The organism is Gordonia sp. NPDC003424 (genome assembly GCF_053588655.1).
In genome coordinates this window covers 235472-262453 of the sequence record NZ_JBSFQJ010000008.1, presented here as the reverse complement: position 1 = coordinate 262453, position 26982 = coordinate 235472, and the positions used below count along the sequence as shown (strand labels likewise).

The following is a 26982-nucleotide window of genomic DNA, read 5'->3' as shown; positions in this document are numbered from 1 at the left end:
TCCACGGTCGGCCGTGGACGCGGGCTCGGTCCCCGTGTCAGCCGCCCGTCGTGATCGAATCGTCGGTGATCCCCTTGGCACGCCGCTCGGCGAGGCGCCGCTTCTGCGGTTCGATGGTGTAACGGGGGTCCTTCGCCGATTCGATGCCTGCCTCGAACACGCCGAAGCGGGTGAACGCCGACGCGGTGAGCAGGGCGAGCCCGGACGCGACGGCCACCGGCCGGGACCGGCCGCCCACGAGGGCGCCGAGGCCACCGGCGACGGCGAGGCGTTCGCTCCACCGCAACAACTTTCCCGGGTTGCCGTGGTGGAGTGGTTCAGCCGCAACGGGATCCATCCGCGATTCCATGTACTTCATCGCGGTGAGATCGCCGACGACGCCGAGCACCGCGAGCGCCCGGGCCGGGCCGGTCTCGGCGGTGGGGGTGGTCACCATGGCCAGGCCGCTCGCGGCCAGGCTCGCGGAGCTGACGAAGACGAACGGCAAGTCCCGGTGCATCTCGTTCCACGTGGGAGTTGCGGTGTCCGCCAACAGGACTGCGGTGTACACGGCCAGCGGTGGGCCGAGTGCCCCGGCACCGAGCCCGGCCGGCCCCTCGACCGTGTTCAGCACTCGACGCAGCGGGCCCAGCGGCAGGCGTCGCCCGGTCATGCGGTCAATATCGCCCGCAGTGGCCACGGCGAGCGCTCCGCTGAACGCGGACAGAATCCACGAGCCGACGCTCATCGGTGAGGTCACCTTGAAGGTGCGCAGCATGTTGTAGAAGCGGTCGGGGCGGCCGAGATCGGCGATCAACGCGACACCACCCAGACTGACGCCCGCCATACCGGCCAGTCGGGCGTTGCGGCGCAACGTGGGTCGGCCGGTCAGTTGGGCGCCCGCCGCCAGCACCCCCGATCCGCCGGCCACGCCGCCGAGGAAGAGATAGGCAGCCACCTCATGGCCCCACGGCGCCGGCTTGACCACGGGATGCCCGTAGTACGAGGTGAACTCGGCGTCGGGCACCATCATCATCTCGCGGGTGCCGTCCGCAGGTGCCGAACCGTTGCGGCGCTTCGCCTTTCCGCCGCGTCGGCGTCTGCGTTCCGGCTCCGGCGGACGGAAGGAATCGAAATCCGAGGAAGTCATCGGCCACCCCGCAGGAACGACACAGCCGCTGCGGCAAGCATTCCCGCCGCGGCGATGCCCGCACGCTTGTACATCGTCATCAGGTCCGCGGTGCACACCCGCGGGTCCGGCGGCAGCCCGTACACCTCGGGTTCGTCGAGCAGCAGAAACACCGAACCGGTCCCGCCGACCCCGTCGTTCTCGTTGGCGCCGTAGAGGCGTGCCTCGGTCATGCCCTGGGCATGCAGTTGGGCCACACGTTCGCGCGCGTCGGCGACGAGGTCGTCGTGATCGCCGAACTTGATCGACGTCGTCGGGCAGGTCTTGGCGCACGCCGGGGTCTCGTTGTCGACGAGCCGGTCGTAGCAGAGCGTGCACTTCTGTGCCACACCACGTTTGGGTACCGGCGGCTGTTCGCCCTTGCGCTGACCTTCTCGGGTGGTCGGGGCGGCGGTGCCGTCGGCACGACGTTCGACGACCCCGAACGGGCACCCGGCGACACAGGTTCCGCACCCGTTGCACACGTCGTCCTGCACGACGACGGTGCCGAACTCGGTACGGAACAACGCGCCGGTCGGGCACACATCGAGGCAGCCCGCGTGGGTGCAATGCTTGCACACGTCCGAGGCCATGAGCCAACGGAATTCGGGGGTGTCGGGCAGCTCCGGCGGCGAGTGGTCTCGATCTCGATACGCTGCCTCGCTTCGCTCGGCGGCTACTCGATCCGGCGGATACGCGTCGGGCTCGCTGCGCTCGCTCGCCGCTACTCGACCAGCGGTGGTGGCGCCGGGCTCGCTCGCTTCTTCGTTGATCGAGTAAGCCTCCGAGCCGCTAGGCGAGGCGGCGCATCGAGATCCGGGGTCTCGATACGCGTCGGGCTCGCTGCGCTCGCTCGCCGCTACTCGACCAGCGGTGGCGGCGTCAGGCTCAGGGAGCGAGGGCATCCCCAGCATCGTCAACGCCCGCCCCGACTCCCGCGCCACCGCGATGCGTTCGGCATCCTGCTCGATGAACGCGACGTGCCGCCAGGTGCTCGCGCCGAGGGACACCGTGTTGTCGTAGGACATGCCGGTGAGTTCGAGATCGCCGTCGCGCGGGTTGCGGTTCCACTCCTTGCACGCCACCTCGCAGGCCTTGCAGCCGATGCAGATCGAGGTGTCGGTGAAGAAACCCTTGCGGTGCTCGTGGATCTGCCAGTGCGCGTCGGCGCTCGGGTCGGTCGGTCCCGACAGTTGTCCCATCAGCCCTGCCCCTCTCGTTCGGGGTCGGTGACCCGGGCGTTGTCGGTTTCCACCGTCACGCCGGCGCGCTCTTGGTAGGACCGCACCAAGTCCAGCAACGCCTTACCCTGCGGCCGACGGCCGGTAACGACGTCGCATGATCCCACCTTGGATTCCTGGATCTGCACGTTCGGGTCGAGGGTGACGCCGATCAGGTCGTTGGCCGCATCTCCGCTGACCACCGCATGCGAACCGACACCCCAGTGGTAGGGGAGGCCGACCTGCTCGACGGTGCGGCCGTTGATGGTCAACGACTTCACGCGGTCGGTGACCAGCACGCGGGCCTCGATGGCCGCGCGCGGCGAGATGATCGTCGCCCAGCCCTCGTTGGTCAGGCCCCGCAACGCGGCGAGTTCCGGTGACACCTCGCAGAACATCTCCGGCTGCAGCTCGGCGAGGTACGGCGACCAGCGACTCATGCCGCCCGCGGTGTGATGCTCGGTGAGCCGGTAGGTGGTGAACACGAACGGGTACACATCCGACCCGGGTGCATCCCCGCTCGGGGCGTCGAGGTTGTCGTCGCGCGCGAAGATGATCCGCGCCGGTGCCTGCTGCTGCGGGTACAGCGCGTTGGTCACCGGAGATTCCTGCGGTTCGTAGTGCGCGGGCAGCGGGCCGTCGACGAGCCCCTTGGGGGCGAACAGCCAGCCCTTGCCGTCGGCCTGCATGATGAACGGGTCGTCGCCGCACAGTGCTTCTGCGCCACCGAGTTCCGGGTCGGGTCGGGCGCCGGGCGCCCGGTCGACGGGGAAGTCCGGGATGTCGGGTCCGGACCATCGTCCGGCGTCGGCATCCCACCAGAGGTACCGCTTGCGTTCGCTCCACGGTTTGCCGTCCGGATCGGCGGAGGCACGGTTGTAGAGGATTCGACGGTCGGCCGGCCACACCCAGCCCCACTCGGACTGGGTGAGCCCGGTGCCACCCTGCGGAACACGGCGTGCCGCTTGATTTTTCGCGTCGGCATAGACGCCGGCATAGATCCAGCAGCCGCCGGCCGTGGAACCGTCCGCCTTCATCTCGCCGTACGACGTCAGATTCTTCCCGGCGTCCGGCCCGGATACGTGATATCCGTTGATCTCCGACAGCACCGCCTCGGGGTCCGGATTGCCGTGCGCATCGGGCGGGTACTCCCACGTGAGATCCAGCAGGGGCCGGTCGCGATCGTCGGTGGAACCAGCCAGCCGAGCCCGAATGCGTTGGCCCAGTTCATAGAAGAAGTCGAGTTCGCTCTGTGCCTGCCCCGGCGGCGCCACGGCTTGATGCCGCCACTGCACCATGCGCTGGGTCTGGGTGAACGAGCCGGCCTTCTCCACGTGGGTGGCCGCGGGCAGGAAGAACACCTCGGTACCGATGTCTTCGGTGCGCAGTTCGCCCGAGGAGATCTCCGGGCCCTCTTTCCACCACGTCGCCGACTCGATCATGTTGAGGTCGCGCACCACAAGCCATTTCAGGTGACTCATGGCCAGTCGCTGCTGTCGGCCGTTGGCCGATCCCACGGCGGGGTTCTGCCCGAGGATGAAGTAGCCGTCGATCTTGTCGTCGAGCATGTCGACGACGGTCTGATACGTGCCCGCCGGACCGGACAGGCGCGGCAGATAGTCGTAGCACCAGTCGTTTTCGGCTGTCGCGGCATCGCCGTACCATGCCTTGAGCAGGCTCACCACGTAGGTGTCGGCGTAGGCCCAGTAGCCCTTCTGTTGCTTGGATGCGATCGACTCGACGTAGTCGGCGAACGTGTCGTGCCGACCCACCGACGGCATCGGCAGATAGCCGGGCAGCAGATTGAACAGCGTCGGGATGTCCGTCGAGCCCTGGATGCTGGCATGCCCGCGCAGCGCCATGATCCCGCTGCCCGGTCGACCGACGTTGCCCAGCAACAACTGCAGGATCGCGGCGGTCCGGATGAACTGCGCCCCCAGGGTGTGCTGGGTCCAGCCGGTCGCGTAACCGAAGCAGGTGGTGCGTTCGCGGCCGGAGTTGTCGGTGATCGACCGTGCGAGATAGTCGAATTCGTCGATCGAGATACCGCACATGTCGCGCACCATCTCCGGGGTGTACCGGGCGAAGTGGCGTTTGAGGATCTGGAACACCGTCCGCGGATGCTCCAAGGTCTCGTCACGCTGCACCCGAGCGTGTTCGAGCGCCGGTCCACCCGCGCCGTGCTCGTCGCCGGCCGCGCGAGCCGACGCACTCGCGCCGTGCTCCTCGCCACCGGGCGAGCCGATACCGCCGTCGCCCTCGTCGTAGGCCCACGTCGACGGATCGTATTTGCCGGTCTCGGCATCGAATCCGGAGAACAGCCCGCCCAGGTCCTCGGTGTCGCGGTAGTCCTCGGAGATCAGCGTGGCCGCGTTGGTGTACGCGACGACGTACTCCCGGAAGTACTTCTCGTGCGTGATCGCGTAGTTGATCAACGCGCCGAGCAGCACCACATCAGAACCGGCCCGGATCGCGATGTGCCGGTCGGCAACCGCCGAGGTCCGCGTGAAGCGGGGATCGACGTGGATGACCCGGGCACCGCGTGCCTTCGCCTCGGACACCCACTGGAACCCCACCGGGTGCGCCTCGGCCATGTTGCCGCCCATCAGAATGATGCAATCGGCGTTGGCCATGTCCTGTAGTGATTGCGTCGCGCCGCCGCGTCCGAAAGAAGCTCCCAAACTGGGAACGGTGGCGGAGTGTCATATGCGGGCCTGGTTCTCGATCTGGATCGCGCCCGCCGCGGTGAAGAGCTTCTTGATCAGATAGTTCTCTTCGTTGTCCAGGGTGGCGCCGCCCAGTGATGCAATACCCATGGTGCGACGCAGGATTCGGCCCTGGTCGTCGTATTGCTGCCAGCCGTTGCGACGGGCCTCGACGAACCGGTCCGCGATCATGTCGATCGCGGTGTGCAGATCGAGGTCCTGCCAGTCGGTGGCATACGGCGCGCGATAGCGAATCGTGGTCTGCCGCATGGGGTTGTTGACCAGCTGCTCGCTCGATGATCCCTTCGGGCACAGCCGTCCACGGGAGATGGGGGAGTCGGGGTCGCCCTCGATCTGCACGACCTTCTCGTCCTTGACGTAGACCTTCTGCCCGCACCCGACCGCGCAGAACGGACACACACTCTGCACCACCCGGTCGGCGGTCGCGGTCCGTGGCTCCACCGAGCGGGTTTTCGACGACGTGACCGCCGGCCCGCGCCCGAACACGTCGCCGGACCGCCGTTGGCGGAAGACCGGCCACTCGAGCGGGCTGAAAGCGGGCACGTCTTCGATCCTAACTCAGAGACCCAGCGATCCGGCCGACAGCAGCGATTGCCCCTCGGCATCGTCGGAGGCGCTGATCTTGTTGGCGAGCGCCAAGAAAAGCGTCGCGGTGGTCATCGCGTCCCCGAGGGCGTGATGCGGGGTGAACACGGGCAGATTCAGGGCGGTGGCGGCGTATTCGAGGGAGATGACCCGGCCGTCGTGGCCACCGAGCACATGGTCGGCCAGGACCGCGGTGTCGACGACGGGGGCGTCGAAGATATGGAATGCGTCGCGAAACGCCTTGGTGAGAAAGCGCCGTTCGATCGACGCGCAATGCGCCACCAGAACACTGCCGCGCAGCATCTGATCGAGCGTCGACACGCACTCCGACACGGGTGGGGCGGCGTCGAGATCTTGGGCCCGCAGACCGTGGACGCAGATGGCGGCCTCCGACACCGGAATCGACGGCCGCACCAACCCGTAGCGGGACTCGGAGGTCCGGATGACCCCGCCGCGGATGACGACCGCCCCATAGGAGACGATCTGGTCCCGGCGCCAGTCGAGGCCGGTGGTCTCCAGGTCGACGACGGTGTAGGTGCGACTGCGCCAGTCGTCGGGCGTCGCGGTCACCCGAGGAGCCGTCCCGCGCCGTCCCCGCTCCCTGAGCGTGCGCCGTCCTGAGCCCGTCGAACGGCCGAAGGGCCAGACCATCTCAATTGCCCCCGGTCACATAGCGATTGGCGGCAAGGCGGTCCTGAATCTGGTTGACCGAGCGGAACGCGGTGCGCAGGTTCCGGCGTTCGAGCGTGTCGAGTGTGTCCGGCGCGATCGCCGAGCGGATCTCCTCGCCGCGCGTGATCGCGTCGATCTGGCTCTCCAGGGTGATGTGGTGGAACAGGGTGAACGCGCCGGTGAGGGTGTCGCACTCGTCGGCCGTGAGCAGGCCCGCCGCCTGTGCGCGTTCGAGGCGGGTCGTCGTCGATCCGGAGGCGTCGCCCGCCCGCAGCGCCAGTGCGCGGGCCAACGCCGCGATGGGTCGCAGGCCCGACTTCTTGATGTTTAAGTGGTGCTTGCGTTCTCCCAGTCGTTCGATGACGAACTCACGCACGAAGCCCGACGGTGGACGCTCGGCCGCGGCGAACCCGGCCATGGCGCGTACGTAGGTGTCGCGCCCGACACCGGAGGTGAGCGCGGTGCGCAGGGGCGTGGCCAGTCCCTCGTGATCGCCGATCGCGCGGGCATCGAGCATGGTCGAGGCGAGGAGGAGATGGTCCGTCGAGCCGGGATCTCGGCGCCAGGCATCTGCCGCGTCGCGCCAGTCCGTGACCGACCGACTGAACAGCGGATTGGACGCGTTGAGCCCTTGTGGGCATGCGGAGAGCCCGTAGGTCCCGAGTGCGTCCGTCAGCGATGCCGCAGCGTTCGCGGTCGCCTGCCGGTCGGGTGCCGGAGTGCCGTCGGACCGATGCCAGATCAACGCGGTGTCGACGTCGGAGTTCAGCAGCGGCTCCCGGCGGCCATGCGATCCGACCAGCAGCCAACAGCAGTCGAGTTCGGACAACAGGGGGTCGCCGGACAACTCGACGGTCCGCCGCACCAACGCCTCGACCATGGCCGAATACACGGCACTCAGGTGCAGCGCGGGCACGCCGGCGTGCCAGAGTTCGATGACCGTCGGCACGAGAAGCCCACTCGCGGTCACCAGCCCGTCGGGGTCCGACGCCGACGCGATGGCACTTCGCGCCACCAGCGGGTCGCGCACATCGGAGGCCACGATGTCGACCACGCGCGCGATGCCGACCGGCCGACCGCCGGCGCCGGTGGTGATCATGTGATGAATGCCCTTGTCCACCATGGAGAGAAAGGCCGCGCTGACCGTCACCTCCTCGGACAGCGACCACGCCGGGATGCTCGCGATCTCCTCGATCGGATCGTCGTGGCCGACCTTTCCGGCGGCGAAGCGCGACCGGAAGTCGGCGTCCGTCACGATCCCGATCTCATCGCCCCGCTGGAAGATCGCACACGACCTGTTGGCCTCGGTCATGGCCTGGGCGACCGTCGCGATGGTGTCGGTCGGCTCGCACCAGAGCACCGGACGCACGAGGTCACGGAGCGGTCGGTCGAGCCTCGCCAAGGAGCCCTCGGGCGTGAGGACCTGCCGGGCGGTCGGCGGTGTGTACTGCGCGAAGCGCAGCAGCTCGGGTTCGGCGAGGATCGTGCGCGGATCGGGCAGCCGGTAGCAGAGGGTGTCCTCGACGGCCCGGACGGTGAACGCCGCCGGCATGCCCGACAGCATCGACATGTGCCCGAAGGTGTCACCGACCGACAACAGGTCGAACGGACGCATGGCGGTGTCGAGTAGTTCGACGCCACCGGTCCGGATCACGTAGAGCGTCTCCGACGGCGGATCGTCCTCGCGCCGGATGGTGGCGCCCTGCGCGAAGAACTCCACGTCCACGTGCCGGGCAAGCGTCTCGAGGTCCGCGTCGCCAAGTCGGTCGTAGGGCGACTGCGAGCCGAGGAACTCGACGAACTCACGCATGCTCACACCCTGCGTGTTGCGTATCGATCGACGGGACGAATGGCACGCAACAGTGTGGTGCGCGACGATCGGGCGCGTCAAGAGCAACTCGTGAGTAACCGGAATATTCCGATACCGGTTGACAGCCGACCGCGGACCCCGCATTCTGTTGCGGAGAACACAACACGTAGCTACATGCGCAACACCGTCCCGTCGCCATCGAAAGCCGCACGCCGACGACGACGAGCCGGTGTACTGATCTGTCAGGTCCCCACCTGATCGCCCAGAATCCCGCCCACGTCTCAGGGAAGCCGGCTGAACGCCCGAGGAGTAACCGATGACTGTTCTGCCCACCGAGCCCATCCTCTACATCGACGGCAAATGGCGGCGTGCCTCCGATGGCGGCACCCGTGACATCGTCAATCCCGCCGACGGCAGTGTGGTCGCGGTGGTCGACGAGGCGACCGCCGACGACGCGCGAGCCGCGATCGCCGCCGCGCGCGCCGCGTTCGACGATTCGCCGTGGCGGCGCACGACCGTCTCCGAGCGCACCGCGATGCTCGACCGCATCGCCGACCTACTGCTGCGCGATCGCGACGAGATCGCCCGCATCGAGACCCTCGACACCGGAAAGACGTTGCGGGAGAGTCACATCGACATCGATGACGTGGTGTCGGTGTTCCGATACTACGCGCGGCTGGCGGCGGTGGAGTCCGAGCGTCTGGTGGACGTGGGCGATCCGACGATCATCAGTCGTGTGGTGCACGAGCCGGTCGGTGTGTGCGTCCTGATCGCGCCCTGGAATTACCCCCTGCTGCAGATCGCCTGGAAGATCGCACCCGCCATCGCCGCGGGCTGCACCATGGTGGCCAAGCCCAGCGAGGTCACCCCGCTCAGCACGATCGCGCTCGTCAAGGCGGCCGAGGAGGCGGGCGTGCCGGCCGGTGTCCTCAATCTCATCCAGGGCAGCGGAGCCGCGGTCGGCGACGCCCTGACCGACACCCCCGACGTGGACATGATCTCCTTCACCGGTGGCGCCTCGACCGGCGCACGCATCGCCGCGGTGGCCGCACCGCACGTCACCCGGGTCGCCCTCGAACTCGGCGGCAAGAACCCGCACATCGTCTTCGCCGACGCCGACCGCGACGCCGCACTCGACGCCGTCATCACCGGCGTCTTCCTGCACTCCGGTCAGGTCTGCTCGTCGGGCACGCGGCTGATCATCGAGGAGTCCATCGCCGACGAATTCGTCGCCGCGCTGGTTCCGCGCGCCGAGGCGATCCGCTTCGGCGACGGGCTCGACGACGCCAGCGAAACCGGCCCGCTGGTCTCGCAGGCCCATCGGGACAAGGTCGAATCATATGTGCGCCTGGGTGTTTCCGAGGGTGCCACACTCGTCACCGGTGGTGAGCGGCCCGCCGACGAACGATTCGCGAAAGGTAGCTACTTCCCGCCGACGATCCTCGACCACTGCGACCGGTCGATGCGGGTGGTGCAGGAGGAGACGTTCGGCCCGATCCTGACCGTCGAACGATTCACCACCGAGGCCGACGCCATCGAACTCGGCAACGACACGACCTACGGTCTCGCCGCCGGCGTGCGTACCGGCGACACCGCGCGTGGCGAACGGGTCGCGCGAGCGCTACGTCACGGCACGGTGTGGGTCAACGACTTCGGCGTCTACACCGCCGCCGCGGAATGGGGCGGCTTCGGCAAGTCCGGCAACGGCCGCGAGCTCGGTCCCACCGGACTCGCCGAATACCAAGAGCACAAGCACATCTGGACCAACACCGCACCAAAGGAGGTGGGCTGGTTCAACTCGTGACCACAGCCCGGGGCAGCGTCGCCCGATCCTCGTTCACACAAGAGAGCACAATCGCATGACAACCTCAGCCCATCAGTCATCCGACGACGGCGGTCTCAACGATTTCGGCTACAAGGAATCGCTCGACCGCAGCATCGGCAAGTTCGCGAGTTTCGCCGCCGGCGTCAGCTACATCTCCATCCTCACCGGCACCTTCCAGCTCTTCTATTTCGGTTTCGGCACCGCCGGTCCCGCCTACCTGTGGTCGTGGCCGATGGTGTTCATCGGACAGATGGCCGTCGCGCTGTGCTTCATGGAGCTCGCCGCGAAGTACCCGGTCGCCGGCTCCGTGTACAACTGGTCCAAGGCACTCGCGAGCCGGGTTGTCGGCTGGTCGTCGGGCTGGCTGATGCTCACGGCGTCGATCGTGACGCTGTCCGCGGTCGTGCTGGCGTTGCAGCTCAACCTGCCACGCCTGTGGAGCGGCTTCCAGATCATCGGCGACGGGTCGACACCGTCGAGCTTCGCGGCCAACGCCGTGCTCCTCGGCAGCTGCCTGATCCTGTTCACCACCCTGGTCAACGCGCTCGGCGTCAAGCTGATGGCGATGATCAACAGTGCGGGCGTGTTCATCGAACTGATCGCCGCCGTGCTCATCGCGATCATCCTGGCGTGCAACATCACTCGCGGACCGAGCGTGTTCTTCTCCACCAACGGCTACGGCGCCGGTGAATCCGGCGGCTACCTCAGTGCCTTCCTGGTCGCCTCGCTCGCGTCGGGGTATGTGATGTACGGCTTCGACACCGCGAGTTCGCTCGGAGAGGAGACCGTCGAGCCGCGACGCACCGCACCCAAGGCGATCCTGCGGGCCATCCTCGCGTCCTTCGTCATCGGCGGCGCGATCCTGGTGTTCGCGATAATGTCGGCACCGGACCTGAACGATCCCAAGATCGGTCAGAGCGACGGCGGTCTGCAGTACATCGTCGAGCAGGTGATGTGGGGACCGCTCGGCACGATCTTCTTGTGCTGCATCGTCGTCGCCGTCACCGTGTGCTCGCTGGCCGTGCATACCGCGGCCATCCGGCTCACCTTCGCCATGGCCCGTGACAACGCACTTCCCTTCGGTGAGAAGCTGGCTCGGGTCAATCCCAAGACCCAGACGCCGATCGTCCCGGCCGTCGTCATCGGCATCATCGCCGTGCTCATCCTGGTCGTCAACATCAGCCAGCCCAAGATCTTCACGGTGCTGACCTCCATCGCGATCATCATGATCTACCTGGCCTACCTGATGGTCACCGGTCCGCTGCTCAAGAAGCGGCTCAAAGGGGAGTGGCCGCCGAAAGACCTGGCCGCGGGAGGCTATTTCACCATGGGTCGCTGGGGTCTGCCGGTCAACATCTTCGCCGTCCTGTGGGGCGTCGGCATGGCGCTCAACCTCGCCTGGCCGCGAACCGCGGTCTACGGCTCGCCCTGGTACAACACGTGGGGCGCCTTCGTCTACATCGGCATCATCCTCGGCTCGGGCCTGATCTGGTACGCCGTCAAGGGCCGTCACCACATCGGCACCCTCGCATCGCACGCAGCGGAAACACCTGGAGTGAAAAGCAATGTCTGACAACGCATCGAACGACACCTTCGACTACGTCATCGCCGGCGGAGGCACCGCCGGATGCGTCCTCGCCGCGCGGCTGTCCGAGGACCCGGAGATCTCCGTATGCCTCGTCGAGGCCGGGCCCAGCGACGTCGGCGACGACAACATCCTGGTCCTCAACCAGTGGATGCACCTGCTCGACTCCGGCTACGACTGGGACTACCCGATCGAACCGCAGGAGAAGGGCAACAGCTTCATGCGGCACGCACGGGCGAAGGTGCTCGGCGGCTGCTCGTCGCACAACTCGTGTATCGCCTTCCACCCACCCGCCGAAGGCCTCGACGAGTGGGAGGCCATGGGCGCCAAGGGGTGGGGCGCCAAAGACGTTCTGCCGTACGTCAAACGCGTGGAACGCAACGACGCCGAGGGCGACCACGGCCACGACGGACCGGTGCGCCTGCGCGACGTCCCGCCCGTGGATCCCTGCGGCGCAGCGGTTCTCGAGTCCGCGGCGAAGGTCGGCCTGCCGACGGTGAAGTTCAACCGCGGCAGCACCGTCGTCAACGGCGCCGGCTGGTTCCAGATCAACGCCGACGAGGACGGCACCCGCATGTCGGCGTCGCACGCGTACCTGCATCCGATCCTCGGCAAGCGGCCCAATCTCGAGGTGCGCACCGACTCGTGGATCAGCGAGATCCTGTTCGACGACACCGGCGCCGCCACCGGCGTGCGCTATCAGCGGCCCGACCTCACCGGCTACGACGAGGTGCACGCCCGGCGCGAGGTCGTCGTCACCGCCGGCGCCATCGACACCCCGAAGTTGTTGATGCTCTCGGGAATCGGGCCCGCCGATCACCTCACCGAGATGGGCATCCCGGTCCGCGTCGACTCGCCCGGGGTGGGCTCGAATCTTGACGACCACGTCGAGGGCCTCGTCTTCTGGGAGGCGTCGCGGCCGATGGTCACCGACTCCACCCAGTGGTGGGAGATCGGTCTGTTCACCACCACCGTCGACGGCCTCGACCAGCCGGACCTCATGATGCACTACGGCAGCGTGCCGTTCGACATGAACACTCTCCGGTGGGGCTATCCCACCACCGAGAACGGATTCTGCCTGACTCCCAATGTGACACAGGGGAAGTCACGCGGCACGGTGCGCCTGCGCTCCCGCGACTTCCGGGATCGCGCCAAGGTCGATCCGCGGTACTTCACCGACCCCGAGGGCCACGACGAGCGCGTCATGCTCGCCGGCATCAAGCTGGCCCGCGAGATCGCCGCGCAGGAACCGCTGCGCTCCTGGATCGGCCGCGAACTCGCCCCCGGACCCGATGCCGTCACCGACGAGGAGTTGATCGACTACATCCACAAGACGCACAACACCGTCTATCACCCGGCGGCCACGGCCCGGATGGGTGCGGTCGACGACCCGATGGCGGTCCTCGATCCCGAACTGCGGGTGAAGGGTGTGCAGCGGTTGCGGGTGGTCGACGCCTCGGCGATGCCCAAGCTGCCCGCGGTCAACCCCAACATCACCGTCATGACCATGGCGGAGAAGTGTGCGGATCTGCTGCTCGGGCGCTGATCGGGTCGAACCGACCTACGACACCGCGGCCGTCGCTCCTCCTCGGAGCGACGGCCGCGGTGTTTTCGCACTGGTAACACGACGTGGTCTCGACGAAATATCTGGGCGTCTAGGGTTGTGTGATCTGTGATCACAAGTTACGGTACTTGGTGAGACGCGGATCACAGACCCCTATCTCTCCACCGAGGAGCCCACTCATGATGACGAACCCACTCGACGACGCACCCCTGTCGAGGTTTCACAAGAAGCTCGCGATCTTCTCCTCCGGGGGACCGTTTCTCGACGGATACATCCTGTCGATCATCGGCGTGGCGATGGTGCAGATCTCCGACCAGTGGCATCTGTCCTCGGCCGCGCAGGGCCTGATCGCCGCGTCGACGTTGATCGGCATCCTGCTCGGTGCCTACGCCGGCGGTCGCTTGACCGACCGCTTCGGCCGCGAGGTGTTGTTCACCATCGACCTGGTCGCGATCATCGTGTTCTCGGTCGCGCAGTTCTTCGCACCCGATGTGATGTGGCTGATCATGCTGCGACTGCTGATCGGCGTGGCCGTCGGCGCCGACTATCCCATCGCGACGTCACTGCTCACCGAGTTCACCCCGCGCAAGTACCGGGGTCCCTTCCTGGGCGCATTCGTCGCGATGTGGTTCGTCGGTGCGGCGGTCGCCTACATCGTGGGGCAACTGATCGCGATGACCGGTGACGCGCACGGATGGCGGTGGATGCTGGCCAGCGCGGCGATCCCGGCGGTCATCATCGTGCTGGCCCGTATCGGTACCCCCGAATCGCCGCGGTGGCTGGTCAGCAAGGGTCGCAACGACGAGGCCGACGAAGTGATGCGCAAGGTCTACGGCCCGGGCGTCAGCGTTGCGGACCTGCCGGCCGAGGAAGACTCGAATGTCGGCGTCAAGGACCTGCTGCGCTCGGGCTACGGCACGCGGATGGCCTTCATCACGCTGTTCTGGACCTTCTCCATCGTGCCCCTGTTCGCCGTGTACGCCTTCGCCCCGAAGATCTTGGGGGCACTGAACCTCTCCGGCAACGCCGTACACGTCGGGTCGGCCGTCATCACCATCCTGTTCCTCGTCGGCTGCGTCGTGGCGCTGTTCCTGGTGAACCGCGTGGGACGTCGCCCGCTGATCATCCACAGCTTCCTGTGGTCGGGGATCGCGCTGGCCCTGCTGGGGTTCTTCCCGAACGCCTCGACCTGGATCATCATGGCGCTCTTCGCGATCTACGCGGTGGTGATCGGCGGCACGCAGATCATGCAGTGGGTGTACCCGAATGAGCTGTTCCCCACGGAGATCCGGGGCACCGCCGTCGGCATGGCTTCGTCGCTGAGCCGGATCGGCGCAGCCGTCGGCACCTTCCTGGTCCCCATGGCCCTCGATTCTCTCGGCATCGGCGTGACGATGCTCATCGGTGCCGCCATCACCCTGCTCGGCGCGCTGCTGTCGCACTTCATGGCACCGGAGACCCGCGGCATGACGCTGACCGAGAGCGCTGCGCTCGGCGCCATGCCCGCATCGACGCACTCCGACTCCCGTATCGCCGCCTGACCGCCGACTCCCACAACATCAATTTGCTTGCACGAGAGGAACAATCATGAAGGACGTAGTGATCGTCGGAGGCGGCCTGGCCGGGCTGTCCGCAGCGTGGCGACTGCGCCACTGGGACACCGTCATCCTGGAATCCGGCACCCGGGTCGGTGGCCGCATCCGCTCGGAGAAGCGTGGACAGTACTTCCTCAACTGGGGCGGGCACGTCTTCGCCGGCGCGGGAACCTCCACCGAAGCGCTCCTCGCCGAGACCGGGACCGCATCCACCAAGGTGCCCGGATCGCTTGCGGGACTGGCGATGAACGGCAAGGTCCTGCTCGACGGTCCGGTCCAGACCTACCCGTTCCGGGTGCCGATGCCGATGGCCTCCCGGTTGGCTCTGCTGCGGTCGGGCGCCAAGGTCGGATTCGACGTGCTGCGCTATGCCCGCGCCGTGCGGGTGCGGGCGGGGGAGTCTCCGCAGGTGCGCCAGCAACGGATCTACGAGTTCGAGAACGACCGCTCCTTCGCCGACTACGTCGGCTCGCTGCCCGAAGACGCCGAGGCCCTGTTCCGGCCCACGGTGACCCGCTCCGCGGGTGACCCCGAAGAACTGGCGGCCGGCGCCGGCATCGGCTACTTCAGCCTGGTGTGGAACATCGGCGCCGGTCTCGACCGCAGCATCCTCGGCGGACCCTCGACGCTGACCGAGAACATCGCGGCGTCGATGCGCAACCGCATCGAGCTCGGCGCTTCGGTGAACGAGGTTGTGCACAAGAAGAACTCGGTCGTCGTGCGCTACACGCGGGATGGCGTCGAGCGGGAGGTGGAGGCCCGCTACGCGGTGCTCGCCACCCCTGCGACGGTGAGTCACCGAGTCGCTGTTGATCTTCCGGCCGACCAGCGGGAGGCCCTGGGCAAGATCCAGTACGGGCCCTATGTCAGCGCGGCATTCCTGACCAACGAGACCGGCCCGCAACCCTACGACGGCGCCTACGGAATCGCCACGCCGAAACGATCGTTCAACGTCGCTCTCAACATGGGCAACATCGTCCGCGGCTCCGAGCGGCACCGGCAGCCCGGCGGAAGCCTGATGACCTTCTCGCCGGCCAGCCTTGCGCGAAAGCTGCTCGACCGCACCGACGCCGAGATCATCGACACCTACGTCGGCGACCTCGACGACATCTTCCCCGGATTCGCGGGCAACATCGAAGAGGCCCACGTCCAGCGGTGGCACACCGGGGCGCCGTACTGCTTCCCGGGCCGCGGCAAGCTGCAGTCCGCGCTGACCCGGCCATCGGATCGGGTCTTCCTCGCCGGTGATTACATGGGCACCCTCTACACCGAGACCGCCATCAGCTCGGCCTTCACCGCCGCCCAGGAGGCCGCCAGCCGGCTCGCCCGCGACTACCAGACCCGCTCGCTGGTGAGCGTGCCCGGCCTCACGCCCGCCACCGCCGCCATCTGACCCACGTAAAAGCTCACTCCCAGAAGGAAATCCACTCTCATGACCAACGACCTGCGCGGCGTCCTGACCGCCCTGACCACCCCGTTCGACGCCGACGAGAACATCAACACCGAACTCCTGAAGCGGATCGTCGACCGCTCCATCGACGCCGGCGTCAACGGCGTCGTCGCCGGCGGCTCCACCGGCGAGTTCGCCGCGATGAGCCACGACGAACGACGCGAACTCGTCGACACCGTCGTCACCCACACTGCCGGCCGTGTCCCGGTCATCGCCCAGACCGGCGCCACCACGACCCGCGAGGCGATCACCCTCTCCCGCGCCGCGCAGGCGTCGGGCGCCGACGTCCTGATGCTCGTCACCCCGTACTACGAAGCGCTGTCCATCGACGAGACCGTCGCCTACATCAAGGATGTCGCCGAGGCCGTCGACCTGCCGGTGATGCTCTACAACATCCCCGCCGCCACCGGCGTCAACCTCGACGCCGCCACCGCCGCCGGACTGGCCCGCGAGGTGGACAACATCCGCTATATCAAGGATTCCAGTGCGAACTGGGAACAGGCGCTGCAACTCATCCACCACCACAGCGATGTCCTCGGCACCTTCATCGGGTGGGACAGCTACCTCTACAGCGCACTCGCCGAAGGCGCGGCGGGCGTGATGGCCGGCGCCGCGAATGTGGTCCCGAACGAGATCGTTGCCGTCTACCGCGCCGTCGCCGACGGTGACCTCGACGGCGCACTCGCCCAATGGCGCCGCCTGTACCCCGTCATCGACGCCCTGATCTCGGTGCCGTTCATCTCGGCGGTCAAGGCCGGTTTGCGCATCCTCGGGGAACCCGTCGGCTCGCCGCGGCGGCCGGTGTCGGATCTGACCGCGGAGGAATTGGCCGGCGTGGAAGCAGCGCTCGCGGCAATGCGCCGTGAACCCGCCCTCGTCTGACCGAGACACCACGTCAGGGGCACCCGATATCGGGTGCCCCTGACGTCGTGTTCGCCTACGCGCGCACGCAGCGGTGTCATACGTCAATAATCTCCTCGTAGCGGCGCCACGGGCGCGGTTAGGCGAACTCCTCGGTGGTCGAGTAAGACCTGGCGCCCGTCGGGGCAGAGTTGCCGGCCGCCGATCGGGTACAGGAGCGCCCGGGTCCCTCACTCACAGCACCAGAGCCACTACGATGTGATCTGTGGTCACAGAAGTGCAGTCATCCCTGCTGACGGATCAGGTCTACGAGAAGATCCGCGACGCCATCCTCAGCGGCGAGTTCCCCGTCGGCTACCGACTGCGCGTCCGTGACCTCGCCGCCCTCGTCGGCACCAGCGTGATGCCGGTCCGGGAGGCGATCCGCCGCCTCGAGGAAGCCGGCCTGGCCGAGCGTGAACCGCACAAAGGTGCTGTGGTCAAAGAACTTTCGCTGTCCGAGCTGAAGCACGTCTACGACGTGCGCCGACTGCTCGAGGTGGAAGGTGCCCGACTCGGTGCCGAACACATCGGTCCCGCCGACATCGACCGGATGACCACCGAATACGAGGCCATGCGGGAGGCGATCATCGCCGAAGACGTTCCGGAGTATCTCGACCGGGACGAGGCGTTGCTGGCGATCCTGTACGAGGCCGCCGGCAACCCGGTGCTCCTGCAGACCATTCGATCGCTCTGGAGTCGCTGTCGCGCCTACAAACTGGTGGGCGCCCAGGGCACGCTCGGCTCCGAACGTGGCGAACACCTCTGGACCTATCAACGCGAGCTGATCGATGCGGCGGCCGACAACGACAGTGCCGCGGCCGCAGCGATCAACGACCGTTCGCTGGTCGACGCGACCGAACGGATCGAGGAGTTGCTCGCCGCGCAGTCCGCCGGCGATTGACGCCGGTCATCGCTCGTGGTTGTGCATCACGTGCTTGGTCCGGGAGTAGTCGTCGAGCGCGTAGATCGACAGGTCGCGGCCGTACCCTGAGCCCTTGAAGCCGCCCCAGGGTGCCTCGGTCGCGAGCACCAGATGCGAGTTGACCCATACGGTGCCGGAGTCGATACGTGCGGCGACGTCGTGGCTGCGGCGGGCGCTCTCGGTCCATACCGAGGCGGACAAGCCGTAGGGAACGGAGTTGGCCCGGGTGATCGCCTCGTCCTCGGTGGTGAACGTCTCCACGGTGATCACGGGGCCGAAGATCTCGGTCTGGGCGACCTCCGCGTCGTCGGCAACGTCGACGAGAACCGTTGGTGCGATGAAGAATCCGGGTCCTTCGAGGGCGCCGCCGCCCACCGCGGCGCGGATGCCGGCGGCCTGCGCGCGCGACAGGAACCCAGCGACGCGCTCGAAATGCGCTCGGGACACCATCGGGCCGATCTCCACGTCCTCGCCGGCGCCGGGCTCGCCGACCACGAACGACGACACTTGATCCACGAGCTTCTCGGTGAGTCGGTCGGCGACCGACTCGTGCACGAGGATGCGGCATCCGGCGCCGCACTCCTGCCCGGAGTTCCAGAAACCGGCGGCACGGATGCCGGTGGCGACGGCGTCGAGGTCGGCGTCGTCGAACACGACGACCGGCGCCTTGCCGCCCAGTTCGAGGTGTACGCGCTTGAGTGAGCCGGCAGCCCCGGCGGCGACGGCCCGGCCGGAGTTCACCGAGCCGGTCAGCGCGATCATCGCCAGGTCGGGATGGTCGGACAGCCGCGCGCCGACCACCGGTCCGGCCCCGGTGATCACGTTGAGCACGCCCGAAGGCAGCAGGTCGGCGATGAGTTCGGCGAGCTTGATGGTGGTCAGCGGGGTCTGTTCGGACGGCTTGATCACCAGTGTGTTGCCGGCGGCCAGGATGGGTGCGATCTTCCAGGCCGCCATCAGGAGCGGATAGTTCCAGGGCGTCACGACGCCGATCACGCCGAGCGGTTCGCGCAGGATCACCGACAGATGGCCCTGGGTGTAGTCGGCCGCCGCCTGAGAGGTGATGGCCCGGGCCGCACCGGCGAAGAATCGGAACGTGTCGACGGTGCCGGCGATGTCGTCGCGCGAGACCTCGAGCGGCTTACCGGTGTTCGCCGATTCCAGCCGCACCAGCAGATCGGCGTTGGCCTCGACGCGGTCGGCGATCTGCAGCAGGACGAGCGATCGTTCCTTCGGAGTGAGCGTGCCCCACGCCGGCTGTGCCGTGGCTGCGGCCGCGACCGCTGCGTCGACGTCTTCGGTTGTGCCATTCGCGATCTGGGCGATCTCGTGCTCTGTGCACGGGTCGATCACCGCGAGCGTGGCGTGTGAGGTACTCGGCCGGAAGGCGCCGTCGATGAACTGTCCACGGGGTGGCAGGTCGGTGTCGGAGATCAGGATGGTGTCCGTCTCGGCTCGGCGGATCTCGTAGGTGTGGGTAGAAACAGTCATGAGCTGAGTCTCCTTTCGAGGATGTGGTCTGCGGGCTGTCCCAGCCACAGTTCGTGCCGCTGGGTACTCCGCGCTTCTGTCGCCGCGTGCAGCGCGAGGATCGAACGTGCAGTCGTCCGCGACGATGCCGGTTGGTGAGAGATCTACGATCACGCCGCCGTCGCTGCGTCGGGCGCGATACCGGACGGCGTGGTGATCGACGCGCATTCACCCAGCGTGAGCCCACGCGTCTCCGGCGCCCAGAGGATCGAGACGCCCGCACCGACGAAGGTGATGATGGCGCCGACGATCATGGTCCACGCGGTACCGAGGTGAGTCAGCGAGACCGGCACCAGGTAGGTGCCGATGGCTGCCCCGATCCGGCTCAACGACGACGCCAGACCGACCGCTGATCCACGGATCTCGGTGGGGAACAGCTCATTCGGATAGATCCACTGCAGGATCTGGGTGCCACCGATGGTGACGGCGTAGGCGGCGAACAAGGCGAGCACCAGCCAGGCCGAGGCGTTGGTGAAGATGCCGAGCAGCAGCAGGGCCAGGCCCGCCCACGCGAAGCTGTGGATGATCAACGGACGGCGGCCCATGCGATTGACCAGCATGAGCCCAACGAGGCAGCCGACGAGGAACATCAGGGTGATGAACGCCGAGCCGTAGTTGGCCAGTGCGCCGGTCAGGCCGAGGGCGCCGAGGATCTTCGGGCCGAAGGCGTAGACGGCGAACAGCGGCACGATCGAGCAGGTCCAGAAGATGGTGATGAATGCCATGCGCTTGCCGTAGCCGGCCCGGAGCAGCGCACCGACGCGGAGGTTCTCGTGCACCTCCTCGGGCAGATCGTCGACCGACACGGTGGGTCCGAACACCTTCTGCAGCACCGCATTCGCCTCGTCGACCCGACTCTTCTTCATCAGCCAACGGGGAGATTCCGGTGTGCCGATGCGGGCGAGCACGATCGCGATCGCGGGTACCGCGGCACTGGCCAGCATCCACCGCCAGCCGCCGTCGACGTGCATGAGCGCCTCGCCGACGATGTATGCGCCGACCGCGCCGACGAACCACATCGCGACGAACGCGCCCAACAGGGGACCGCGCCAGCGACGGGGAGAGAATTCGGCGAGTAGGGATGTGGCGATCGGATAGTCGGCGCCCACCGCGACGCCGATGAGGAGGCGGAGACCGATCAGCCACCAGACATTGGGGACGAACGCCTGGGCGATCGAACATCCGATGATCAGCGCCAGGTCGATGGTGAACAGCACCTGGCGGCCGAACTTGTCGGTGAGCCAGCCGCCGGCGAAGGCGCCGAGGAATATGCCGACCAATGCGGAGGCACCGACCAGTCCTTCCTGCGCCGAACTCAGGCCGAACTCGGGGCTGATCTGTACCAGCGCCACGCCGATGATCGACAGCACATACCCGTCGAGGAACGGGCCACCGGAGGCGAACAACGCGAGCTTCTTGTGGAAGCTCGACAATGGTGCGTCGTCGAGGGGATGAGGAGCGGTCATGGAACCGGGTCCTTCCGGTGTGGGCGTGGTCATCAGAGCGAAGAGTGATTGGGGCGCAGGGTTTTATCGACGAAGCGACGGTGCTTCGACAAGTGGGTGTATCGCACTGCCGGATCCGCTGTGATACGAAGACAGTAGATGTGATCACAGATCAAGTCAATAGGTTTCGCGTTTCGATCCGGCTCCACGCGTTCCGCGGGGACGCTGATCGTGTCGATGGACGCGCGTCGGAGTTGTTCGACGACACTCCACCGGCACCGCTGACTGTCGGCGAGTGCGCGAACGGGTGACCGGGTTCGCCGGGCAGGGCACCGCATTGACAGCACTGGTGTCCCGGCGCACAGCCATGTCGATTCCGGCGGCACAGGAGCCCGTTCGGGTGGCCCGCGCCGAGGCCCGAGTTACTTTTTGCTGCGTGAGGAATTCGCTGCAGGGAGGCTGACCTGTTCCCTGCCGACGCGGGGGATCGGTACTCAACAGCGAGATCTGTGGCGGCATGTGCCGCACAACATCGCACCGGCGACGATGGCCATGTCCGGTGGTCGCGATCCCCGATGCGTGGGAGTCCGATGCCGAGATTGCGCCGGATGCCACCGCCACCGTGGTCAGCGGCCGCCGCGACCTCGGCTACACCACCGAAATACGCTACGCCATTTGGCGATTGGACGCCGAGTAACCGGCCCCCGCCTGAACGTGCCGCGGAACGTGCGGCTGTGGCAGCACACGACCCGGCGCCACGAGTGTCTCGAAGTGATCCTCGGTGAACCCATCGCGCCCGACGAGGTCGGCGATGGCCAGGGCCGCGGCGACGTCGCGGATCGCCACGATCACTTCGAGAGAGATGTGGTCGGACCCGGGGGCCGAGGCCAACTGACCGAACCGCGGCGCCCACGCCGCACCCTGGGCTCGATACCAGTGATCGAGACGACCGGCCTCGGAGGCGGTTTCGCGGGCGTGGACCCACGCGCCGAATCGGCGATGGCTGTCCGTCGCGATCGACGCTGTGGTGGCGCCATTGTCGTCGATGCATTCGGAGACGGCATAGGCGTGGGCGATCACGGCCCGCCAGTTGGGCCCGAATGCACGGTGGCAGACCACATCAGAGACCTCGAACCGGCCGAGTGTGTCAACGACGTCGTCGACGGTGTCGGGGCCGGGGTCGTAGGACCCGGGCAGCAGCGACGACAGCAACTCGAACACCACAAATGCCTCGCCGCGGCACGGAGCGCACCGCAGCAGGATGTCCAGAACGCCGGTGTGGACATCCGGGCCGAGAGCGCGCTGCGGATTCGGCGACTCGAGCAGAAGCTCCGCGGCCGCTCCGGACAGCGGTGAGAGTCGGTCGATGACGGTGGCATCGGCGATCACAGCATCCTCCTCGGGATCGAATGGTCGGCGCGACATCAGCATTCGACGAAGCTCACCGGCACGTTGACGGCGAGACCACCCATCGAGGTCTCCTTGTACTTGGTGTGCATGTCGGCGCCGGTGGTGCGCATGGTCTCGATCACCTGATCGAGACTCACCCGGTGCGTGCCGTCGCCGCGCAGCGCCATGCGGGCGGCGTTGATCGCCTTGCCTGCCGAGATCGCGTTGCGCTCGATGCAGGGGATCTGGACGAGCCCTTCGATGGGATCGCACGTCAGCCCCAGGCTGTGTTCCATTGCGATCTCGGCGGCGTTCTCCACCTGTTCTGGTGTGCCACCGAGGATTTCGGCCAGTCCGGCGGCGGCCATTGATGCCGCCGAACCGACTTCGCCCTGGCATCCGACTTCGGCGCCCGAGATGGAGGCGCGCTGCTTGTAGAGGGAGCCGACGGCGCCGGCGGTGAGCAGGAAACGGATCGCGGTGTCGTCCGGGTTGGCGCGGCCGGCCTTGGTGTAGTGGGTGGCGTAGTGTAGGACCGCGGGCACGATGCCGGCCGCCCCGTTGGTCGGTGCGGTCACGATCCGACCGCCGGAAGCGTTCTCCTCGTTCACCGCGAGCGCGACGAGATTGACCCAGTCCTCGGCGAATTCGGGACTGCGGTCGGGGTCCTCGGCGTCGAGCCGCTCGAACCATGCCTTGGCTCGACGGCGAACCTGCAGCGCGCCAGGCAGATTGCCGTCCCGGACGATGCCGCGGTTCTCGCATTCGACCATGACGTCGCGGATGTGCAACAGCCGATCATGGATCTCGGCGACCGTGCGCGACTCGGATTCGACCGACAGCATCAGTTCACTGATGCTCATCCCGGTGCGCTGGCACAGTTCGAGTAGTTCCTTCGCCGAGTCGAACGCCAGCTCGGCCGTGACCGCAGAGTCGACGGTACTCTCGAGGCTTTCGGCTTCGGTCACGACGAAGCCGCCGCCGATCGAGTAGTAGGTCTCGCGGTGCAGTTCGGTGCCGTCGGCGGAGAACGCCGTGATCGACATCCCGTTGGGGTGGCAGGGGAGAACGGTCAACGGCCGCAGGATCAGGTCGTCCTCGGTGAGCGCGATCGAGCGCACACCGCCCACCTCGATGCGTCCCGACGCGCGCATCGCCGCAGTGCGCTGCTCGATGACCTCGGTCTCGATCTCTTCAGGGAGGTATCCCTCGAGTCCGAGCAGAATCGCCGTCATCGTCCCGTGCCCACGCCCCGTCGCGGCCAGTGACCCGTAGAGGTCGACGCGCACGTCGGCGGTGTCGTCAAGTGCGCCGAGGGTGCGCAGGTCGACGACGAACCGGGCCGCGGCGCGCATGGGGCCCACGGTGTGGGAGCTCGAGGGGCCGATGCCCACCGAGAACAGGTCGAACACGCTGACGGTCATGCGTATGCGGTCCCTTCGGAGTGGTTGCCGGATGGTGATCGGCAAGTGATATACCAGCCGTTCACCACGGTAGGGCAGGGGTGGGGTGAAGGTCAAGGGGTGATCCCCGCGCCGGGCTGAGCGACAACCCGAAAGCTTGACGACAATAGATATATTAATGTTCAATGGCGAATATATTCGCGGGCAGATTGTTGGGTGTGGCGCATGATCCGGACGTTGATCGTCGACAACTACGATTCGTTCACGTACAACCTCGTCGATCTCGCGACTCAGGTCAACGAGTGCGCACCGGTGGTGGTCAACCACGACGTCGAGTACCAGGCGATCGACTGGTCGCACTTCGACAACGTCATCATTGCGCCCGGTCCAGGTAATCCCACGAACCCGTCTGACTTCGGGATCGCGACGGAGGTGATCGCCCGCGCTCCCGTACCGATCCTCGGGGTGTGTCTCGGGCATCAGGGCATCGGAGCTGCCTTCGGCGCGAGTGTTCATCGCGCTCCTGAGCCGGTCCACGGCCGCATCTCACCCGTCTTCCACAACCGGGCGGACCTGTTCGCGGGTATACCTTCTCCGGTCTCGATGGTGCGGTACCACTCGCTGATCGTGGACGACCTCCCAGACGAATTGGAGGTGCTGGCCACCACGGTCGATGGTCTGGTGATGGCGATCAAACATCGCCACCGGCCGATCTGGGGCGTGCAGTTCCATCCCGAGTCCATTGCCAGCGATCATGGTCGCACCCTCATGTCGAACTTTCGCAACCTGACAAAGGCGTCGGAGCAGCCCACCGCATCGGCTGTACCGGCAACGTGTGCGCGGTCGTGCTGTGCACGACCCACGCTCCGGCAGCGGCCGAACCGTCGCTACGCCTTGGAAGTTCGCCGACTCTCCCACGAACCCGACCCGTCTGGCACCTATGCTCGACTGTTCGCCGGTCGTCGAGGTGCGTTCTGGCTCGACGGAACCGCGCGACGCGAGGCGAGTGAAGCGATCACGATCATGGGAGACGCGACAGGTCGGCTCGCCGAATATCTGACATACGACGTCACCTCCAAGACCGTTCGAGTCGAGAGTCGAGCCCGCGAGGATGTTGTTCGCGTCTCTTCGATCTTCGACTATCTCAAGCGTCGACTGCGGGAGCGTCACGTCCCCGATGACCCGTCGCTGCCGTTCGACTTCCATCTGGGTTACGTCGGCTATCTGGGGTACGAACTCAAAGCGGAGACCGGTGGCCGCGCAGCGCATCGCGCCCAGCAGCCCGATGCCGGACTGGTGTTCGCCGACCGGGCGGTCGTCATCGACCACACCCGACACGCCACTTTCCTGGTGGCGCTGCGCAGCGGAGACGAGACCCAGGCCGACGTCGCTGCGCTACGGAACTGGATGGACACCACGTCTGCTCAACTGCTCGACGTCGCGGAAGAACCTACGTCCGTGGCCTCGTCACCGACACCCGCGTCAGCACGGATCCGCCCCCGCTTCCGGCATTCCGCCGCGAGCTACCACTCGTTGATCGAGGCCAGTCAGGATCTGATCCGGGCGGGCGAGACCTACGAGGTCTGTCTCACCAATCACGTGACGCTCGATGAGGTTTCGGACCAGGTTGCGCTATTCGGCCGCGTCCGGGCGCTCAACCCGGTGCCGTATGCAGCGCTCCTCGAGTTCGGCGAGCTGTCGGTGGTCAGTGCCTCGCCCGAACGATTCCTGCGCATCCGGCCCGATCGAAGCGTCGAGTCCGCGCCGATCAAAGGAACGAGACCACGCGGCAGAACCTCGAGCGAGGATGCAGCACTTCGGAATACCCTGCGCAACAGCGAGAAGGAACGTGCAGAGAATCTGATGATCGTCGACCTGGTGCGAAACGACCTGGCGCGTGTCTGTGAGACGGGGTCGGTGCATGTCCCAGACCTCTTCGAGGTGAAATCCTTTGCGACGGTGCATCAGCTCGTGTCCTCGGTTCGTGGCACTCTGCGCTGCGACGTGCACCCGGTGGATACGATCCGCGCGTTGTTCCCGGCAGGGTCGATGACCGGCGCGCCGAAGGTTCGCACCATGGCCATCCTTGACGAACTCGAGGATGGTCCCCGGGGGATCTATTCGGGCGCCCTCGGCTACATGTCGTTGTCGGGCGCGGTCGACCTGTCGGTGGTGATTCGCACCATGGTGTGTTCCGGGACGCAGATCGAGTTCGGTGTCGGCGGCGCGATCACCGCACTGTCCGATCCGGACGACGAGTACGACGAGATCGTCGTCAAGGCTGCATCCTCGTATCAGGCGATCGGTGGGCTTCCCGATGTGGCGGACGCGGCTCCGGTCAGCACGCCCCGCGGATAGTGCCGGCCGCTCGTCCGACGGCAATCGCATCGACCGTGGCCGCGACATCGTGGACGCGCAGGATCGAGGCGCCGCCGCGGGCGGCGATCATCGCCGCCGTCGCCGAGGCGACGACGCGGTCACCGGTATCGCGGCCGGTGATGGCGCCGAGCATCCCCTTGCGTGACAGACCCACCATCACGGGCAGGCCGATGTCGGCAAACCGGTGCAACGACCTCAGCAGCTCCAGGTTGTGCGCCAACGTCTTTCCGAAACCAAAGCCGGGATCGACGACCAGGTGTTCGGACGGAATGCCCGCGTCACAGCAGGTCGTGACACGGTCGATCAGGAACCGGCGCACTTCGTCGACCACATCGACGTACTCAGGTCGATCCTGCATCGTCCTCGGTCCACCGCGCATGTGCATGAGGCAGACCGGCACCCGCAGTTCCGCCGCGGTCTCGAGAGCTCCCGGTTCTCGCAGTGCCCGAACATCGTTGACCATCGTTCCGCCGGCGTCGACCGCCGCGCGCATGATGTCGGGATGTGAGGTGTCGACCGAAATCGGTACGTCGAGAGAGTTCCGGACGGCCTCGATCACCGGAATGACCCGGTCGTACTCCTCACCCGGGGTCGGCGCGACCGCTCCCGGCCTCGTGGACTCGCCGCCGATGTCCAGCATCTCGGCGCCCTCGGCCACCAACTGCCGGGCATGCCGAACTGCCTCGCGTGGTCGCAGGTGGCGGCCACCGTCGGAGAAGGAGTCCGGGGTGACGTTGACGATCCCGCAGATCACCGGTTCCGGCCCGGCGATCCTGTCGGTGAGTCGATCGATGCGTTGCGCGGCGATGGTGGCCTGTGCGGGCAGGGTCAT

The 26982-nt window shown here is 66.9% G+C and carries 18 protein-coding genes; 8 read left to right on the top strand and 10 right to left on the bottom strand.

From position 1 onward, the window contains the following. Window positions 1–37: 37 nt before the first annotated feature. The 5 genes from nrfD to ACWDTI_RS14555 form a co-directional block, all read right to left on the bottom strand. On the bottom strand, window positions 38–1129 hold the full coding sequence (gene nrfD / locus ACWDTI_RS14575) for an NrfD/PsrC family molybdoenzyme membrane anchor subunit (protein WP_449738802.1): 1092 nt from the start codon (window positions 1127–1129) through the stop codon (window positions 38–40). Then, window positions 1126–2349 (bottom strand): 4Fe-4S dicluster domain-containing protein, encoded by a 1224-nt coding sequence (locus ACWDTI_RS14570; protein WP_449738801.1) that lies wholly within the window; start codon window positions 2347–2349, stop codon window positions 1126–1128. The genes nrfD and ACWDTI_RS14570 overlap by 4 nt, the downstream gene beginning before the upstream one ends. Then, window positions 2349–5636 (bottom strand): formate dehydrogenase, encoded by a 3288-nt coding sequence (gene fdh, locus ACWDTI_RS14565; RefSeq protein WP_449738800.1) that lies wholly within the window; start codon window positions 5634–5636, stop codon window positions 2349–2351. The genes ACWDTI_RS14570 and fdh overlap by 1 nt, the downstream gene beginning before the upstream one ends. Window positions 5637–5651: 15 nt before the next feature. Then, entirely contained in the window at window positions 5652–6248 is a 597-nt protein-coding gene (locus ACWDTI_RS14560; RefSeq protein ID WP_449738799.1) for a 3'-5' exonuclease, read from the bottom strand. An 82-nt stretch (window positions 6249–6330) separates the two neighbouring features. Continuing rightward, window positions 6331–8160, bottom strand: a complete 1830-nt coding sequence (locus ACWDTI_RS14555) for a putative nucleotidyltransferase substrate binding domain-containing protein (RefSeq protein ID WP_449738798.1) — start codon at window positions 8158–8160, stop codon at window positions 6331–6333. A 316-nt stretch (window positions 8161–8476) separates the two neighbouring features. On the opposite strand from ACWDTI_RS14555, the gene ACWDTI_RS14550 reads away from it, so the two are divergent. The 7 genes from ACWDTI_RS14550 (at window position 8477) to ACWDTI_RS14520 (ending at window position 17983) form a co-directional block, all read left to right on the top strand. Next, window positions 8477–9964: an aldehyde dehydrogenase family protein gene (locus tag ACWDTI_RS14550; RefSeq protein ID WP_449738797.1), complete on the top strand. Its 1488-nt coding sequence runs from the start codon at window positions 8477–8479 to the stop codon at window positions 9962–9964. A gap of 55 nt (window positions 9965–10019) precedes the next feature. After that, window positions 10020–11558, top strand: coding sequence for an APC family permease (locus ACWDTI_RS14545; protein WP_449738796.1), 1539 nt, complete (start codon window positions 10020–10022; stop codon window positions 11556–11558). Beyond that, window positions 11551–13116, top strand: a complete 1566-nt coding sequence (locus tag ACWDTI_RS14540; RefSeq protein ID WP_449738795.1) for a GMC family oxidoreductase — start codon at window positions 11551–11553, stop codon at window positions 13114–13116. Before ACWDTI_RS14545 ends, ACWDTI_RS14540 begins: the two co-directional genes overlap by 8 nt. Window positions 13117–13313: 197 nt before the next feature. Next, a complete protein-coding gene (locus tag ACWDTI_RS14535; RefSeq protein WP_449738794.1) occupies window positions 13314–14675 on the top strand; it encodes an MFS transporter in 1362 nt (453 codons plus the stop codon). Window positions 14676–14721: 46 nt separating this feature from the next. After that, on the top strand, window positions 14722–16122 hold the full coding sequence (locus ACWDTI_RS14530; RefSeq protein WP_449738793.1) for a protoporphyrinogen/coproporphyrinogen oxidase: 1401 nt from the start codon (window positions 14722–14724) through the stop codon (window positions 16120–16122). A 39-nt stretch (window positions 16123–16161) separates the two neighbouring features. After that, window positions 16162–17061, top strand: coding sequence for a 4-hydroxy-tetrahydrodipicolinate synthase (gene dapA / locus ACWDTI_RS14525; RefSeq protein WP_449738792.1), 900 nt, complete (start codon window positions 16162–16164; stop codon window positions 17059–17061). 244 nt (window positions 17062–17305) lie between these two features. Next, window positions 17306–17983 (top strand): GntR family transcriptional regulator, encoded by a 678-nt coding sequence (locus tag ACWDTI_RS14520; RefSeq protein WP_449738791.1) that lies wholly within the window; start codon window positions 17306–17308, stop codon window positions 17981–17983. Between the two features lie 6 nt (window positions 17984–17989). Here ACWDTI_RS14520 and ACWDTI_RS14515 read toward each other — a convergent pair whose 3' ends face one another. The 4 genes from ACWDTI_RS14515 to ACWDTI_RS14500 form a co-directional block, all read right to left on the bottom strand. Then, entirely contained in the window at window positions 17990–19495 is a 1506-nt protein-coding gene (locus ACWDTI_RS14515) for an aminobutyraldehyde dehydrogenase (protein WP_449738790.1), read from the bottom strand. Between the two features lie 149 nt (window positions 19496–19644). Further along, a complete protein-coding gene (locus ACWDTI_RS14510) occupies window positions 19645–21033 on the bottom strand; it encodes an MFS transporter (RefSeq protein ID WP_449738789.1) in 1389 nt (462 codons plus the stop codon). Between the two features lie 612 nt (window positions 21034–21645). Further along, window positions 21646–22368, bottom strand: a complete 723-nt coding sequence (locus tag ACWDTI_RS14505) for a hypothetical protein (protein ID WP_449738788.1) — start codon at window positions 22366–22368, stop codon at window positions 21646–21648. Window positions 22369–22403: 35 nt separating this feature from the next. After that, entirely contained in the window at window positions 22404–23792 is a 1389-nt protein-coding gene (locus tag ACWDTI_RS14500; RefSeq protein ID WP_449738787.1) for an L-serine ammonia-lyase, read from the bottom strand. A gap of 204 nt (window positions 23793–23996) precedes the next feature. Between ACWDTI_RS14500 and pabB the strand changes: the two genes are divergently transcribed. Continuing rightward, window positions 23997–26129: an aminodeoxychorismate synthase component I gene (pabB, locus tag ACWDTI_RS14495; protein ID WP_449738786.1), complete on the top strand. Its 2133-nt coding sequence runs from the start codon at window positions 23997–23999 to the stop codon at window positions 26127–26129. Here pabB and folP read toward each other — a convergent pair. Beyond that, on the bottom strand, window positions 26110–26982 hold the full coding sequence (gene folP, locus ACWDTI_RS14490; protein WP_449738785.1) for a dihydropteroate synthase: 873 nt from the start codon (window positions 26980–26982) through the stop codon (window positions 26110–26112). The genes pabB and folP overlap by 20 nt on opposite strands.

What these genes read in the sequence shown, in the direction of transcription:
- nrfD (WP_449738802.1), bottom strand. Translation starts at nt 1,129, where the DNA reads ATGACTTCCTCGGATTTCGATTCCTTCCGTCCGCCGGAGCCGGAACGC.
- ACWDTI_RS14570 (WP_449738801.1), bottom strand. Translation starts at nt 2,349, where the DNA reads ATGGGACAACTGTCGGGACCGACCGACCCGAGCGCCGACGCGCACTGG.
- ACWDTI_RS14555 (WP_449738798.1), bottom strand. Translation starts at nt 8,160, where the DNA reads ATGCGTGAGTTCGTCGAGTTCCTCGGCTCGCAGTCGCCCTACGACCGA.
- ACWDTI_RS14550 (WP_449738797.1), top strand. Translation starts at nt 8,477, where the DNA reads ATGACTGTTCTGCCCACCGAGCCCATCCTCTACATCGACGGCAAATGG.
- ACWDTI_RS14545 (WP_449738796.1), top strand. Translation starts at nt 10,020, where the DNA reads ATGACAACCTCAGCCCATCAGTCATCCGACGACGGCGGTCTCAACGAT.
- ACWDTI_RS14540 (WP_449738795.1), top strand. Translation starts at nt 11,551, where the DNA reads ATGTCTGACAACGCATCGAACGACACCTTCGACTACGTCATCGCCGGC.
- ACWDTI_RS14535 (WP_449738794.1), top strand. Translation starts at nt 13,314, where the DNA reads ATGATGACGAACCCACTCGACGACGCACCCCTGTCGAGGTTTCACAAG.
- ACWDTI_RS14530 (WP_449738793.1), top strand. Translation starts at nt 14,722, where the DNA reads ATGAAGGACGTAGTGATCGTCGGAGGCGGCCTGGCCGGGCTGTCCGCA.
- dapA (WP_449738792.1), top strand. Translation starts at nt 16,162, where the DNA reads ATGACCAACGACCTGCGCGGCGTCCTGACCGCCCTGACCACCCCGTTC.
- ACWDTI_RS14515 (WP_449738790.1), bottom strand. Translation starts at nt 19,495, where the DNA reads ATGACTGTTTCTACCCACACCTACGAGATCCGCCGAGCCGAGACGGAC.
- ACWDTI_RS14510 (WP_449738789.1), bottom strand. Translation starts at nt 21,033, where the DNA reads ATGACCACGCCCACACCGGAAGGACCCGGTTCCATGACCGCTCCTCAT.
- ACWDTI_RS14500 (WP_449738787.1), bottom strand. Translation starts at nt 23,792, where the DNA reads ATGACCGTCAGCGTGTTCGACCTGTTCTCGGTGGGCATCGGCCCCTCG.
- pabB (WP_449738786.1), top strand. Translation starts at nt 23,997, where the DNA reads ATGATCCGGACGTTGATCGTCGACAACTACGATTCGTTCACGTACAAC.
- folP (WP_449738785.1), bottom strand. Translation starts at nt 26,982, where the DNA reads ATGACCCTGCCCGCACAGGCCACCATCGCCGCGCAACGCATCGATCGA.